General features: G+C 62.5%; 16 protein-coding genes. 12 read left to right on the plus strand and 4 right to left on the minus strand.

Translation table 11 applies throughout. The features are described 5' to 3' along the window. Window positions 1–32: 32 nt before the first annotated feature. The 3 genes from rplU (at window position 33) to Q0974_RS14590 (ending at window position 1,531) form a co-directional block, all read left to right on the plus strand. Window positions 33–545, plus strand: a complete 513-nt coding sequence (rplU, locus tag Q0974_RS14580; protein WP_299329430.1) for a 50S ribosomal protein L21 — start codon at window positions 33–35, stop codon at window positions 543–545. A gap of 2 nt (window positions 546–547) precedes the next feature. Continuing rightward, window positions 548–814, plus strand: a complete 267-nt coding sequence (gene rpmA, locus Q0974_RS14585) for a 50S ribosomal protein L27 (RefSeq protein WP_299329136.1) — start codon at window positions 548–550, stop codon at window positions 812–814. A gap of 168 nt (window positions 815–982) precedes the next feature. Further along, window positions 983–1,531, plus strand: coding sequence for a GNAT family protein (locus Q0974_RS14590; protein WP_299329138.1), 549 nt, complete (start codon window positions 983–985; stop codon window positions 1,529–1,531). Window positions 1,532–1,580: 49 nt separating this feature from the next. Here Q0974_RS14590 and Q0974_RS14595 read toward each other — a convergent pair whose 3' ends face one another. Further along, window positions 1,581–2,447, minus strand: a complete 867-nt coding sequence (locus Q0974_RS14595) for a metal-dependent hydrolase (RefSeq protein ID WP_299329139.1) — start codon at window positions 2,445–2,447, stop codon at window positions 1,581–1,583. Window positions 2,448–2,496: 49 nt separating this feature from the next. Between Q0974_RS14595 and Q0974_RS14600 the strand changes: the two genes are divergently transcribed. The 7 genes from Q0974_RS14600 (at window position 2,497) to Q0974_RS14630 (ending at window position 9,877) form a co-directional block, all read left to right on the plus strand. Next, window positions 2,497–3,090, plus strand: coding sequence for a TetR family transcriptional regulator (locus Q0974_RS14600; RefSeq protein ID WP_299329141.1), 594 nt, complete (start codon window positions 2,497–2,499; stop codon window positions 3,088–3,090). Between the two features lie 56 nt (window positions 3,091–3,146). Next, complete coding sequence (gene obgE, locus Q0974_RS14605) at window positions 3,147–4,187, plus strand: GTPase ObgE (RefSeq protein WP_299329143.1); 1,041 nt, start codon at window positions 3,147–3,149, stop codon at window positions 4,185–4,187. Further along, a complete protein-coding gene (gene proB, locus Q0974_RS14610; protein WP_299329145.1) occupies window positions 4,172–5,296 on the plus strand; it encodes a glutamate 5-kinase in 1,125 nt (374 codons plus the stop codon). Before obgE ends, proB begins: the two co-directional genes overlap by 16 nt. Further along, entirely contained in the window at window positions 5,293–6,204 is a 912-nt protein-coding gene (locus Q0974_RS14615) for an NAD(P)-dependent oxidoreductase (protein WP_299329147.1), read from the plus strand. Before proB ends, Q0974_RS14615 begins: the two co-directional genes overlap by 4 nt. Window positions 6,205–6,334: 130 nt before the next feature. Further along, on the plus strand, window positions 6,335–6,574 hold the full coding sequence (locus Q0974_RS14620) for an acyl carrier protein (protein ID WP_299329431.1): 240 nt from the start codon (window positions 6,335–6,337) through the stop codon (window positions 6,572–6,574). Then, complete coding sequence (locus tag Q0974_RS14625) at window positions 6,574–7,824, plus strand: aminotransferase class I/II-fold pyridoxal phosphate-dependent enzyme (protein WP_299329148.1); 1,251 nt, start codon at window positions 6,574–6,576, stop codon at window positions 7,822–7,824. The genes Q0974_RS14620 and Q0974_RS14625 overlap by 1 nt, the downstream gene beginning before the upstream one ends. Window positions 7,825–7,918: 94 nt before the next feature. Beyond that, a complete protein-coding gene (locus Q0974_RS14630) occupies window positions 7,919–9,877 on the plus strand; it encodes an ATP-binding protein (protein ID WP_299329150.1) in 1,959 nt (652 codons plus the stop codon). A gap of 8 nt (window positions 9,878–9,885) precedes the next feature. Here Q0974_RS14630 and Q0974_RS14635 read toward each other — a convergent pair whose 3' ends face one another. Genes Q0974_RS14635 through Q0974_RS14645 form a run of 3 tightly spaced genes read right to left on the minus strand, consistent with a single transcriptional unit; the run spans window position 9,886 to window position 12,281 of the window. Further along, window positions 9,886–10,788 carry a hypothetical protein gene (locus Q0974_RS14635; RefSeq protein WP_299329152.1) on the minus strand — a complete coding sequence of 301 codons (903 nt, stop codon included), beginning with the start codon at window positions 10,786–10,788 and terminating at the stop codon, window positions 9,886–9,888. A 2-nt stretch (window positions 10,789–10,790) separates the two neighbouring features. Continuing rightward, on the minus strand, window positions 10,791–11,765 hold the full coding sequence (locus tag Q0974_RS14640; protein WP_299329154.1) for a diacylglycerol kinase family protein: 975 nt from the start codon (window positions 11,763–11,765) through the stop codon (window positions 10,791–10,793). Window positions 11,766–11,768: 3 nt separating this feature from the next. Beyond that, the gene (locus tag Q0974_RS14645; RefSeq protein WP_299329156.1) at window positions 11,769–12,281 is read right to left on the minus strand and encodes a DUF2141 domain-containing protein; all 513 of its coding nucleotides are present in this window, start codon (window positions 12,279–12,281) and stop codon (window positions 11,769–11,771) included. 164 nt (window positions 12,282–12,445) lie between these two features. Between Q0974_RS14645 and lptF the strand changes: the two genes are divergently transcribed. Then, window positions 12,446–13,621 (plus strand): LPS export ABC transporter permease LptF, encoded by a 1,176-nt coding sequence (lptF, locus tag Q0974_RS14650; RefSeq protein ID WP_299329157.1) that lies wholly within the window; start codon window positions 12,446–12,448, stop codon window positions 13,619–13,621. Between the two features lie 3 nt (window positions 13,622–13,624). Then, complete coding sequence (gene lptG, locus Q0974_RS14655; protein ID WP_299329159.1) at window positions 13,625–14,728, plus strand: LPS export ABC transporter permease LptG; 1,104 nt, start codon at window positions 13,625–13,627, stop codon at window positions 14,726–14,728. The last annotated feature ends 147 nt before the right edge of the window (window positions 14,729–14,875 follow it).

A 14,875-nucleotide genomic window follows, 5' to 3' on the forward strand; every position in this document is an offset into this window, starting at 1 on the left:
TGCGGATCGCAAAATTGATGAAAGTTGGTACCATGTTCGCAGTCGTGCGCACGGGCGGCAAACAATATCGCGTCGCCGAAGGTGATGTAATTACGGTCGAGAAGATCGCTGGCGAAGCTGGCGATGCGGTCTCGTTCGACGATGTTCTGATGGCCGGCGAAGGCGCCGACCTGAAGGACACGAAGGGCCTCACCGTGTCCGGCGAAATCGTCGAACAGGGCAAGGGCGAGAAGGTCATCGTCTTCAAAAAGAAGCGGCGCCACAATTATCGCCGCAAGAACGGCCATCGCCAGCTGCTGACCCAGATCAAGATCACGGGCATCGGTGGCGCTAAGAAGAAGGCCGCGCCGAAAAAAGCCGCGGCTAAGGCCGAAGACGGCGAGACGGCAAAGGCCGCACCGGCGAAGAAGGCGCCCGCGAAAAAGGCTCCGGCCAAAAAGGCCGCGACCACGAAAACGGCTGCCAAAAAGGCACCGGCCAAGAAAGCGCCCGCCAAAAAGGCTGCGCCCAAGGCTGAAGACAAGACAGACGATAAGGACGCGTAACCATGGCACATAAGAAAGCAGGCGGTTCGTCGCGCAACGGTCGCGACTCCAACCCGAAATACCTGGGCGTCAAGAAGTTCGGCGGCGAAAGCGTCGTAGCCGGCAACATTATCGTGCGTCAGCGCGGCACCAAATGGATTCCGGCAGACAATGTCGGTCTCGGCCGCGACCACACGATTTTTGCGCTTTGTGACGGCGTGGTCCGATTTAAGAAAGGCCGTAACAACCGCACCTATGTGGGCGTGGAGATGGCGCAAGCGGCGGAATAAAGGACAGTCGATAAAGGGCTGTCCTCTGGGAGGGCAGCCCGAGAGTTCCGGAAACGGGACCGAATGAGGGAGACGGGCTGACCCGATCTCCCTTTTTTATGGTCTCCCTCATATAACCGTCACCCAAAGTGCGTACAGGGCGCAGCGGGGGGCGGCATGGAGAGAGACATGTTCGCGGTTACGAAGAGACTGTTACTCAGGCCCGGCTGGATAGAAGAGGCCCCTGCCCTGACCGAAGCGATCGCCGACAAGCGCATCGCCCGGAATACGGCGCGGATGCCCTGGCCGTACCGCCTCGAAGACGCGGAAGAATATCTCTCGCGCGAACCCGATCCCGATTATCCCAGCTTCCAGATCATCGACCGGACGGTCGATCCCGTGCGGATGATCGGCGGCATCGGCTTCATGGAAGGCGAAGACGCGCCCGAACTCGGCTATTGGATACGGCCCGACAGCTGGGGACACGGCTATGCGACCGAAGCCGCACAGGCGGCGATTGCCGCAGTCCGCTCCTCACTCGGCTATGGGCGGATCGAGGCCGGACACTTTGTCGACAATCCGGCCTCCGGTCGGGTTCTGGAGAAGCTCGGCTTCCGGCGGACCGGCCGGATCGCGCCACGTTTCTCGCGGGCCCGCAACCGGGATGTCGATTGCGTGATGTTCACGCTGGAAGAGGAGGATGCGGCACAAACCGTGCCGTCCGCGCTCGCCGCCTAGCGTTCAACTGGCCGAAGGGTCGTGCCGCCTCGGCGCATAACCCTGTGGCTCAGGTGGCGACGGCCTGTTCGGCCGCCGGCATCACCGCGTCGCTATAGTCGCTGTCCGCCAAGCGGATCAGCTCGCGATCATCGTGATTCCAGGGATGGAAGCCGGGCAGGAAATAGGCGAGCCATTGCGGCAGCGCCTTGCGCAGCATGCCGGGCTTGCCGAACATGAACCAGAGAATGCGGCCCATGGCCCGCGCACCGGTGATCCCGTCCTGCGCGAGCAGCGTCTTCATGCCGCGCACGCGCTTCGGCCAGAACATCATCGTGACGAGCAACATGACACGCGATTTGAGCTTCCAGCGCTGCCAGCGCGACCAATCCTTCGTCGCGTGCAGCCAGGTGTCATAGGCGACGCCTTTATGCTCAATCTCTTCGATCGCGTGCCACCGCCACAGATCGGCCCATTCGGGGTCGGCGTTTTCGAACGCCTCGCCGTTAGTCAGTATCTGTTGGGCGAGCAGAGCCGTATAATGTTCGAGCGCCATGGTAACAGCCAGATCGACGATGGCGGGCCGGTCCTTGGTCTTTTCCAGCGATTCTTCGACCACTTTTTCAAGCGGGCTAATGTCGTAGCCGGTTTCGGACACCTTCCGGTTGAATGCGACATGCTCGCGCGTGTGCATCACTTCCTGTTGCACAAAGGCGCGGATTTCGCGCGCCAGTTTCGGCGGCACACCATCGCGATGCGCCTTCACGGCTTCGATGAAATAGGCTTCCCCGCGCGGAAACGTCACCGATAATGCGTTGAAAAAGGCGGTGCCGATCGGATCGTTATTGAACCACCAGCGATCCTGCTTCGTATCGCGTCCGAAACGGCGATCGCGCGGGGTAATCTCAAGGTCGACAGGTGTCTTGTCTTTGGCCATGGTGCGACTCCATTGCAATTTCGACAGAATTTGAAGGTTACTTACATCAATGTCAATAGCGAGAAAGCGCCTTACCCCCGAAGAGAGCCGAACCGCCGCATTGCAGGCCGCGCGCGAGATTCTCATCGAAGCCGGGCCGCAGGCGGTAACGCTGAAAGCGGTTGCCGGGCGGATCGGCCGTACTCATGCCAATCTGCTCCACCATTTCGGTTCGGCATCGGGCCTGCAGCGCGAACTCGCCCGCAGCCTCGCCGAAAATGTCTGCGAGACGATCGGTAAAGTAGTACTCAAGGCACGGTCAGGCGAAGGCGATCCGCGCGAAATCGTCGATCTGACGTTCGACGCGTTCGACAAGGAAGGCGCCGGCGCACTTGCGAGCTGGATGATCCTGACCGGCAATGAGGACGCGCTGAATCCGATCGTCGAAACGATCGACAAACTCGTCGACCAGCTGGGCGGAGGCCATGACGATATGGCGATGCACAAGGATACGCTGAACCTGGTGATCTGGGCGCTCGGCGATGCGCTGCTCGGCGGACCGCTCGCCAAATCGCTGGGCCTGCCGCGCGAAACGGCGCGCGACATGGCTGCCGAACAGCTCAGAGCGTCCCGGGAAGCCTATGGATTTGCGAACGACCGCTAAATGGCACCTGACCGTCGGCCCTAGCGGCACCCGACCTCAATCCCTACACATCCCCCATGCATTTTCTCGACCAGGCCAAAATCTATATTCGCTCGGGCGCGGGCGGCCCCGGGGCCGTCAGCTTCCGGCGCGAGAAATATATCGAATATGGCGGCCCGGACGGCGGCGATGGCGGCAAGGGCGGCGACATCGTGTTCGAGGCGGTCGAGGGCCTCAATACGCTGATCGACTTTCGCTACGCCCAGCATTTCAAGGCGCCGCGCGGCAAGGGCGGCGCGGGCAAGCAACAGACCGGCGCGGGCGGCAAGGATCTCGTCATCAAGGTGCCGGTCGGCACGCAAATCCTCTCGGAAGACAAGGAAGTCGTGCTCGCCGATTTCACGAAAGTCGGCCAGCGGAAGACAATGCTCGAAGGTGGGATCGGCGGACGCGGCAACCTCTCCTACAAAAGCTCGACCAACCGCGCGCCGCGCCAGCACCAGCCGGGCGAACCGGGCGAGGAGATGTGGGTCTGGCTGCGCTTGAAGCTGATCGCCGATGCCGGGCTGCTTGGCCTGCCCAATGCCGGCAAATCCACTTTTCTCAATGCGGTATCGAATGCCAAGGCCAAGGTCGGTGCCTATCCATTCACTACGATCCACCCCAAGCTCGGCGTCGTCGAGCATAAGGGGCGCGATTTCGTGATGGCGGACATTCCCGGGCTGATCGAAGGCGCGGCCGAGGGCGCGGGGATCGGCGACCGGTTTCTCGGCCATATCGAGCGGTGCCGCGTTCTGCTGCATCTTGTCGATGCGACCGGCGAGGATCCCGTAGCCGCCTGGCGCACGGTGCGCGAGGAGCTGAAGCGATATGGCGCGGGGCTGGCTGAAAAGCCCGAGATCGTCGCACTCAACAAGGCCGATCTCCTCGACGCGGAGCTGATGGATGCGCTGGGCGCCGAGCTGGCCGAGACGACGGGCGCAACCGTTCTGCCACTATCGGGCGCGACCGGAGATGGGCTGGAAACCGTGCTCGATCATGTGATCGAAGCCATTGGCGAGCGAACGCCGGACGAACAGGCGGACACCGAGGACGAAGAGACATGGTCGCCGCTGTGAGCGCCTTTTCGCCGTCCGAATGTCCGCGTCTCGTCGTCAAGATCGGCTCATCGCTGTTGGTCGCCGAGGACGGCACGGTGCGAGAGGACTGGCTGGCGACGCTTGTCGCCGACATCGCGGAGCGTCAACGGGCCGGGCAGAAGATCGTGCTGGTCTCCTCCGGCGCGATCGCTCTTGGCGCGCGCCGGCTCGGATTGAAGGGCGGCGGGCGGAAGAGCCTGGACGATGCGCAGGCCGCGGCGGCGGCAGGCCAGATCGCGCTGTCGCAATGCTGGGCGGAGCTGCTCGGCGCTGAGGGCCTGACCGCCGCGCAGATATTGGTGACGCTCGGCGATCTCGAAGACCGGCGGCGCTATCTCAACGCCGCAGCGACGCTGGACCGCCTGTTACGGCTCGATGCCATTCCGCTGATCAATGAAAATGATTCCGTCGCAACCGAGGAAATCCGCTTCGGCGATAATGACCGGCTCGCAGCGCGGATCGGCCAGGCGGCGCGCGCGGACGGCATCATCCTCCTGTCCAATGTCGCCGGGCTCTACACGGCCGATCCCAAACGCGACGACACCGCCGAACTGATCCCGTCCATCGACACGATCGACGACACGGTCGCCGCAATGGCAGAAGGCGCGTCGGACATGGGCTCGGGCGGCATGACCGCGAAGATCCAGGCGGCGCGGATCGCAACGGCAGCCGGGATACCGCTTGCCATCGTTTCTGGCGAACAGAACAACCCGTTAAGCGCCTTTGAGGAGACTGGACAGGGCACGATATTCGCCGCCGACCGTGCGCCATCGGCACGAGAATCCTGGATGGCTGGACGCCTGACGGCCACTGGCAGCGTCGCCATCGATGCGGGCGCAGCACAGGCACTGCGGGACGGCAACAGCCTTTTGCCGGCCGGCGTGACGCATATATCCGGCGCGTTCGATCGCGGCGACGTCATCGATATTCTCGACGAAAAAGGCACGACGATCGCCCGCGGCCTTGCCGAATATGACAGCGCCGCTGCCGAGCGCATCAAGGGCCGCAAGACCGGCGAGCTCGAAGCGATCCTCGGCTATGCGCCCCGCCCTGCGCTCGTCCACCGCAATCATATGGTCCTCCTGTGAGCGTGCTCGCGGTGACAGGCGGCACCGGCTTTGTCGGCGGCCATCTGCTGCAGATGGCGGTCGAGGCCGGCCAAAGTATCCGGGCGCTGACCCGCAAGGACCGCCCGCCCGTCGACGGCATCCAATGGGTATCCGGGCGCCTCAGCGATCCGGCCAGCCTCGAAGAATTGGCGCAAGGCGCAAGCACGATCATCCATATCGCCGGCGCGATCCGCGCGGCCGATCGCGCCGGTTTCGCCGCGCCAAATATCGAAGGCACACGCCACATGATCGCGGCTGCGCGCGATGCGGGCATCCGGCGCTTCATCCATATTTCCTCGCTCGCCGCGCGGGAACCGGACCTGTCCGACTATGGCTGGTCAAAGGCCGAGTCCGAAACAGTCGTGCAGGAGTCCGGCCTCGACTGGACGATCATCCGGCCGCCCGCAGTATACGGACCCGGCGATGGCGAAACGCTCGATCTGTTCGCAATGGCGAAACGCGGGCTGGTGATACTGCCGCCTCAAGGCCGGACGTCGCTGATCCATGTGCGCGACCTGTGCGCACTGATACTAGCGGCCATCGAGGCGGAGACGGCGATCGACGCCACTTACGAGCCCGATGACGACACGACGAACGGGCTTAGCCATGTCGCCTTCGCCGAAGCACTGGGTCGCGCGGTCGAAAAATCGGTTCGGACCGTATCAATGCCCGCGCCGCTAGTGCGACTGGGCGCTAGACTCGATGGGCTTTTCCGGGGCGATGACGCCAAGCTGACACCCGACCGGGCCCGCTATTTCTGTCACCCGGACTGGGTCGCGAACCCGGCGCTGAAACCCCCCGAAACCCTATGGTCCCCCCAAATCCCGCATGAATCGGGTCTTGCGGACACCGCGCGCTGGTATCTCGACCAACGCTGGCTCACATAGCTGGAATCGGCGGAATTGGGCGCTTTCAGCTCGTATTCGTGTTTCCTCACGCGCTCAATTCGACAAGTCTTTGCCGTTTTACCGCCGCATTCCCTTGCCAAGCCGTTTCGATAGTTTTTAGGGACGCATGATGACAGACCGCGCGACGACCTTCGCTTCGGTGAAGACACTTATCGAACCGTTCAACGCCAAGGGCGTAGAGCTCACGGAAAATACGACATTTGCAGGCGATCTCGAGTGGGACAGCCTGACCGTCATGGATTTCGTGGCCTCGATCGAAGACGAGTTCGATATCGTCATCACAATGAACCAGCAGGCCGAGATCGAAACGGTGGGCCAGCTCGTCGATGCCGTCCAGGAGTTGAAGTAATGAACGCCACGACATCGCAGGCCATAGAGCCGGAAACCGAAGCACCGCAGGCTCCCGATCTGTTCGCCAAGTTCGCGCCGCTGGTCAAAGAGCGGGACAATCTCCTTGCGGCCGGCGTACGCGATCCTTTCGCCATCGTGATGGACGAGGTGAAATCGCCGACCGAGGCGGTGATCGAGGGCAAGGACACGATCCTGCTCGGCACGTATAATTATATGGGCATGACCTTCGATCCGGACGTGATCGCGGCGGGCAAGGACGCGCTCGACAAGTTCGGCTCGGGCACAACCGGCAGCCGCGTCCTCAATGGCACCTATCAGGGCCACAAGGCCTGCGAGGAAGCGCTCGAAGAATTTTACGATATGGACCATGCCATGGTCTTTTCGACCGGCTATCAGGCCAATCTCGGCATCGTGTCGACGCTCGCCGGCAAGGGCGATTATGTGATCCTCGACGCCGATAGCCACGCCTCCATCTATGATGGCTGCTTCCTCGGCAATGCGGATATCGTCCGCTTCCGTCACAACAATGTCGAGAATCTCGAAAAACGCCTCGCCAAGCTGCCGCCCGAAGCCGGCAAGCTCGTCGTGCTCGAAGGCGTCTATTCGATGCTCGGCGATATCGCGCCGCTCGATCAGATGGTGCCGATCGCGAAAAAATATGGCGCGATGGTGCTGGTCGACGAAGCCCATTCGATGGGCTTCTTCGGCGAGAATGGCCGGGGCGTCGCCGAAGCGCAGGGCGTGATCGATCAGGTCGATTTCATCATCGGCACCTTCTCCAAGAGCGTCGGCACGGTCGGCGGTTTTTGCGTGTCGAACCACCCACAGACCGATTTCCTGCGCCTCGTCTGCCGGCCCTATACGTTTACGGCCTCGCTCCCGCCGTCGGTAGTGGCGACCGCAACGACCTCGATCCGCAAACTCATGTATGCAGGGAACAAGCGCGCGCATCTCTGGGAAAACAGCAAACGCCTGCACCAGGGCCTGCGCGATCTCGGATTCAAGCTCGCCACGGACGAGCCGGAAAGCGCTATCCTCGCGGTGCTGCTACCCGATCAGGAAAAGGCCGTGCTGATGTGGCAGGCGCTGCTCGAACAGGGTCTGTATGTGAATATGGCGCGTCCGCCAGCAACACCGGTCGGTGTCTATCTCCTGCGCTGCTCGCTTTGCGCCGAGCATACATCCGAGCAGGTCGAGCAGATTCTCGGCATGTTCGAAGCGGCCGGCAAGGCGACCGGCGCAATCTAACTGCCAGCACCCGCGCCCAACCGAAACGAATCACGGGACGAACGGCGACCCATCGCTATTCGTGCCCGTTTGAGCGCGATATAGTTTTGCGGTCATGACGGACCGAGAAGGAACGACCGGCCTGACCGGATCTTCCGACAAGGAGGTCTGGGGTCGCGGATTTGCCAGTGCAGGGGCGCTCGTACTCGCCCTGCTCTTTGGCGTGCTCATCTATCTCGTGGTCGAGTCCAACGACGAACGCGATGCCGCAGCGCTGAGCGAACGGCAGAGCTTCGAATCGATCATGGCCGCTCGCAGCATTGAGGAATCGCTGGCGCGGGCCGAAGTGGCGCTGGGGCGTTTCATCATCAATGGCGACAGCGCGCCGGCCACCATCTACCGCAACGAGCGCCGCGCCGCTGCCCGGCATGTCCAGCGCCTGCAGCGGATCGTGCGCGCCAATCCCGACCAAACGGCGCGGGCCGCCGAACTCGAAACAGTATTGCGCGATTATAGCGGCGAACTGGCCGTCGCCGCGCGGCTCGCCGCGGCCGGCGAGAATTTCGAGGCGCTCGCCCGCTACAACAGCATCGCCAACAGCCAGAACGGTGTGACCGCGAACCGCATTCTCGAAGAGATCATCGACAGCGAACGCGCCCTGCTCAGCGATCGTTCGGCGGCGCGCGTCGAGACCAATGAGCGCGCCCGGCTGCTCGCCACTTTGCTCACGCTTGCGGGCATCATCCTCGCCATTGCCGCGCTCATCCTCGCCTATGCGACGTTCAGCGCATTCCGCCAGCGCTCCGATGCCGACCAGCGCGCACAGGAACTCGAAGATGCGGTCGCCGAACGGACCGCCGAACTCGAACTTCTGAACGCCGAACTGCGCGCCGAAGCGGCCGACCGGGCAGCAGCGGAACAGAAACTGCAACAGGCGCAGAAGCTTGAGGCCGTCGGTCAGCTGACTGGTGGTATCGCCCATGATTTCAATAATATGCTGGCCGTTGTTATTGGCGGACTCGACATGGCAAAGCGCAAGATCGAGGCCGACCCGGACCGCGCCTCGGATCATATCGATCACGCGCTCGAAGGGGCGAACCGGGCGGCCACGCTCACCCGACGGCTGCTAACGTTCGCGCGCGCAGAACCCTTCCTTCCCAAAGGCATAGACCCGGTCGCTCAGATCGATTCCATGGCAGACTTGCTGCACCGCGCGATTGGCGAGCAGATTGCGGTGTCGATTGACGCGGGAGACGATATCTGGCCGATCTGGGTCGACCCGCATCAACTCGAAAACGCCGTGCTCAATCTCGCCGTCAACGCGCGGGACGCGATGGATGGGCGGGGCGATCTGAAGATCGATATCGGTAACCGGACTCTCGACGCCGACGAAATCGGCGAGATCGCGCCCGGCGATTATGTCTGCATCGCCGTCACCGACACCGGCACGGGGATGGACGCCGAGACGATCGAGCATGTGTTTGAGCCCTTTTTCACGACCAAGCCGGTGGGCAAAGGCACCGGGTTGGGGCTGAGCCAGATATTCGGCTTTGTCCGGCAATCGGGCGGCGATATCTGGATCGATTCCACCGTCGGTTCGGGAACCACCGTCTCGCTGTTCCTGCCGCGTTTCGTTGGTCATGTCGCCCATGATGGACGCGGCGGTGCTGTGACCGAAGCTATCGAACGCAATCGGCACGCGCGCACGATCCTGATGGTCGAGGACGACGACCGTGTGCGGCGGTCAACCGCCGCCGGCCTCGAAGAATTGGGGCATGCGATATTCGCCTGTGCCAGCGGGCGCGAAGCCCTGGCCATTCTGGCCGAGCGGCCGGAGATCGATCTGTTGCTGACCGATGTCGTCATGCCGGAAATGACCGGGCCGGAGCTGGCCGGGGAGATCGTCGCCGACCGGCCGGATATGCCGGTGATCTTCGTGACCGGCTATGCCCGGGATGCGATCGATGGCGAACAGTTCGCCGGACACGCGATCCTGCGCAAGCCCTTCACGATCAACGCCCTTGCGGAAGCCGTCGACAGCGCCGTGCCCGCGCGGCAAACCGAAACCGCCTGACTAGACCCTCAGCGCACCGCGCCCCGGGCGATCAGCCGCGGCAGCAGGACGAGCGCGCCCAGCAATGGCCAACGGCGCTGCCACGGCCGCACCGTAATCTCGGTGCCCGCATGGCGATTGATCTTCCAAGCCAGATAATCGACGCCGCCCGCATAGGTCGCGCTGGCCTTGGCGAGACGCGCAATCGTGAGCAGCTTGCCTTCAAGGCGTCGACGTGCCCATTGCCAGCGCGCGCCGCCTGCCCGCGGATTGGCGATATGCTCGGCGTGCGTATCAGCCGCGATACCGAGCGCGGCCAGAGCCGGCCCGGTAAATGCCCGATAGCGGTCTGGATCGAAATCGACGACCGAAGCCGCGCGACCCTGACGCTCGGCGCGCAGCTCGGCCGAATAGGTCAGTGCGAAAGCGCCGCGCCACATATCGAGCGGTGCGACCGTCTCGTCGAGCATCGGCAGCGCCGCATCGAGCAAGGCCGGCGCAGCATGCGCCACGGCATCGATAGCCCGGTCGGCCGCATCCGAATTCTTGCTCCACACCAGTCTTGCCGGTTGTGCGAAGCGAGCCCAGACGGAAACGTTGCGGGTTCGCGACGACGCCAGCCGGGCAAAATCTTCTTCGCTGAGCACCGCATATTTGGCTTGCAGCCCGCCATGCTGGACCGGAAACACATTGGGTGGCAGCAACCGGTTGGCCGTCGCGAGCCAGCGTTTGTCATAGGCCGAGCGATAATCGGACACGATGACGTAGAAATCGAGCATCTGCCCGTCGAGTTCGCTCGTCCGCAGGCAGGAGCCATAGAACAGGACCGCACGGGCCGAATCACCGAACAAGCCAGCAACATGATCGGCAAAGGCCGAAACACGCGGGTCCACGGGCGTTTCAAGCTCCGCCTTCACCAACTCCCGGAGCATGATCAGGCCGCGAGCGAGAGGAACGGAACAGGCGTTGTCGGGGTGAGCACGATCGGCTGTTCGTTCCGCGCCTCGAAAAGCTCGCCATCGAGGATCACGCTCGACTGATCGCCCTCGATGCGGATTTCATCGCCCTGGCTCAGATGCACGCCGGCCAGCGGTGTTCTGTCGAGCCTGCCGAACATGCTCGCCCATAGCGCCCGCAACAATGTCAGCGGCTTCTGTTCGACCATCATGAGCTTCAGCGGACCGGACGCCGACGACCCGAGCGCTGTCTGGCTCTTGAGCAGCAGACGCTCCAACGTCGTCACCATGAGCAGCGCGAACTTGCCCTGAATTTCGCCCTGATGGATGACCGAGACACTGATCGGCCGCGCCTGGGGCGGGAGAAAGCGCGCCTTGATCCCGAACAGCGCCGACAGGACCACGGCTATGGCTGTGAGGAAATGGCTGAACCCGTTGGGCAGGCCGAGCGGATATATTTTGTGCCGGCAATAGAGGATCGAATCGGCAAGCCCCGCCCCGCCCAGAAACATGCCGAGCACGGGCCGGTCGGCCGAACCGCTGCCGCTCAGGGAAATCAGCTCGCGGCTAACGATATGGTCGCTAAGATCGGTGCGCACGATCTCCATGATCCGTTCGAGCGCCTTGATGGGATCGCCCTCGGCGCCCAAGTCCAGCGCAATCAGATTGGTCTTGCCATTGGGCAGCACGGCAACGGGCGGCGGCGCATCGGCGAAATGCCGGCCATGATGCAGCTCGGTCAGCGCGGCCTGCACCGTTCCGTCCCCGCCATTGATCACGAGGATCTGCGGATTGACGCGCGCGATCGTCTCCAGCGCTTCGCCGATCTGGCTCACATCCTCGACCTCGTAATGGAAGATGTCGCGCCGCTGCGCGCAGAATTTGCGTATCTGCGGCAGCATCGCGACATTTCCCGTCGAGCGGGGATTGGAGAGAAGGGCGACACAGACCATAGACTAGCTGATCGGCTCTATCGATGTGCCCTGCATATAGTTGAGCACGATGTTCACCCGGGTCACGCCGGGGCCTGCGCGAAAGCGGACCTCGTCGACATCGGGTTCGAGATTGAACGGAAAGGAGATATCCGGGTTGCCGGAGAAACCACCGCCATCGCGCCGGTCGGACCGATTGTTACCGTTGCTGTCATGGCGCACGGCGATCCCGTAGGTGCCCGGGCCGGGCAGCGGAAGGCATACGGTCATGTTACGGTTGCGCGGCTGTGCCGGAATATCGACGCGGTGCAGCCACTCGCCACGCTCGAGCCAGCTATTGTCGCCGCGATAGGATTGCACGCGAACGCGGCCATTGGAATCGCGAAAGCCGACCACGCGCACGAGCGCGGCCGAACCCGACGCGCCGGCCTGGCACCGGCTCATATCGTTCGACACGCGTGTGCCGGCATTGGCCGAACTGGCGATGGCCGCGACGGACAGGGCGGCGGCTGCGGTAACATATTTGCTTTTCAGCATCGAAAACTTACTCCAACAGGTTCTGCCATGCCTGTTTGCCCAGATCGGGCATGGCAAAATTCATACTAATCCCCTATTTCAGACAAATATCCCCAATGCTTGCGGCCAAATTATGGTCACGGAGCGTCTGAACTTTGCAAATCTTCACTGCCACCGACCGCTATATGTTCCGGCTGATCATCGTCCCGCTCGTGGCGACGCTGGTCATCGCGGCCATGCTGCTGGTGCTCGACAAGATGCTGCGGCTGTTCGATTTCGTCGCGCGCGAAGGCGGCCCGGTGAATGTCGTGTGGCAGATGCTGGCCAATCTGGTGCCCGAATATCTGTCGCTGGCGATCCCGGTCGGGCTCCTGCTCGGCATATTGCTCGCCTTCCGCAAGCTCGCTCTCTCGTCGGAACTCGACGTGTTCAAGGCCTGCGGGATCGGCTATCGGCGCCTGCTGTTCGTGCCCTATATCTTCACGGTCGGCTTTGTCCTGCTGAACCTCCTGATCGTCAGCTATTTCCAGCCGATCGCGCGCTATTCGTACGAAAATCTCCAGTTCGAGCTGCGCTCAGGCGCGCTCGGCGCGTCGATCAATGTCGGCGAATTCAACAATCTCGGCAGCAATATGACGCTGCGCGTCGAGGAAAGTACGAATGACGGGCGGGACTTGTCGGACATATTCGTCCGCACGACATCGCCCGAAGGCCGCGAGCTTTCCGTGTCGGCGGACCATGGCACGTTCATGGCGACCGACGAGGAGGATACGATCCTGCTCCGGCTGACCAATGGCCGATTGATCCATAACCAGGCCGATTTCGAAAGCCCGCGCGTGCTGAGCTTCGAAAGTCATGACCTGCCCATCGACCTGCCCCGTATCGAACAATTCAGGGGGCGTGGCGGCGAACATCGCGAACTCACCCTCTTCGAGCTGGTCCGCGTCGGCGGGGACGAAAGCGTTCCCGAAGATCTCCGGCTCGCGAGCCGGGCGAACTTTCATTATCGCCTGGCCGAAATCGCGATGATGTTCCTGCTGCCCTTACTGGCTGTGGCGCTCGCCGTGCCGCCGAAGCGATCGACTTCGGCGCTCGGGGTGTTCCTGTCGGTGGTGATGATCACGACTTACCATAAAATCTGCCAATATGGCGAAGACCTTGCCGCGCTGGGCCGCGTCGATCCGCTGATATCCTTATGGGTGCCGTTCGTCGTCTTCGCGGGGCTCATTATCTGGATGTATTATCATATCGCCTATGTGCCGGGCGGACAGCCGATCGGCGCGCTCGAAAAAGGCTTTTCCAAAATCGCGGGGGGCGTCAGAAAACTGTTCCTGCGCAGGCAAAGACCGATCGGAAACTGATCCGTGCGCGGACCGCAGTTCCAATTCTTCCCATCGCGGACGATCTCGTTGTACATGGCGAAGATATTCGTCACGCGCACATTCGCCGTATTGGGCGGGCTCGTCGTCATCCTGATGACGCTCGATCTGCTCGGCGAATCCGGACAGATTTTGGCGCCTGAGGGCAATGGCGAGGCCGAGCTCTGGTTCTATGTCTCGCTACGCGTGCCGCAACTGATCGAGCGCTTTCTGCCCTTCGCGGCCTTGCTCGGCACGCTGATCGCGCTGAGTTCGATGAACGCGAATAGCGAGATCATATCGATGAAGGCGGCGGGGGCTTCGGCGCACCAGATTCTCGCGCCGCTCATCTTGACCGGCTTCATTATCAGCATTGGCCTTTTCATCTTCAACGAGCGGGTCGTCGCGCCGGCTTATGCCACGCTCGCCGCCTGGGAATCGGTCGATTATGGCCCGATACCGGACCAAAGCGCCGGTGCGACCAATGTCTGGGTGCGCGACGGGAACGATCTGATCAACGCGCGCAGCGTGTCGGGGCGTGGAGACGACGCGGTTCTCGAAGGCGTGACCGTGTACGACCGGACGGGTGGCACGATCGAATATCTCGTGAGCGCCGAACGAGCGACCTATACCGGATCGGGCTGGCGGCTCGAAAATCCGCAGCAATTCGACGTTTCCGCAGTCGAGCAGGCCAATCCGGAAGAGATGATAATCGCCGAGAATGTGACACCCGATCAGTTCACGCTCGCCAATGTCGAAGCCGGCGCACTCAATTTCTTCGAACTGCGCCAGGCGATCGCCGATCTAGAGGCCGCGGGCCGGTCCACCGTCGCGCTGGAGGCCGGCCTCTGGCATAAGATTTCCGGGCCCTTATCGACCATATTAATGCCGCTGCTCGGGGCAGTGGCCGGTTTCGGCCTTGCGCGCTCGGGCCAGCTTTTCATCCGCGCGATCATCGGGATGGCGCTGGGTTTCACCTATTTCGTCGCCGACAATTTCGCGCTCGCCATGGGCAACATCGGCGCCTATCCGCCGGTATTGGCGGCATGGGCGCCCTTCTTCCTCTTCTTGCTGATCGGCGAGGCCGTGCTGATCCGAACCGAGGAATGAAGCGATTAGTTTTGTTTGTCAGACTCGACCTATTAGTCGAGCGCCGCACCAGCCCTCACCCCCTCCCGACCTCCCATTCAGGGTACACTCGTGGGAGGTCGGGAGGGGGTGAGGGCTGGTGCCGCGACATTGCGATAGCAATGTTCT

The organism is Parasphingopyxis sp. (assembly GCF_028279465.1).
Lineage (GTDB): Bacteria > Pseudomonadota > Alphaproteobacteria > Sphingomonadales > Sphingomonadaceae > Parasphingopyxis.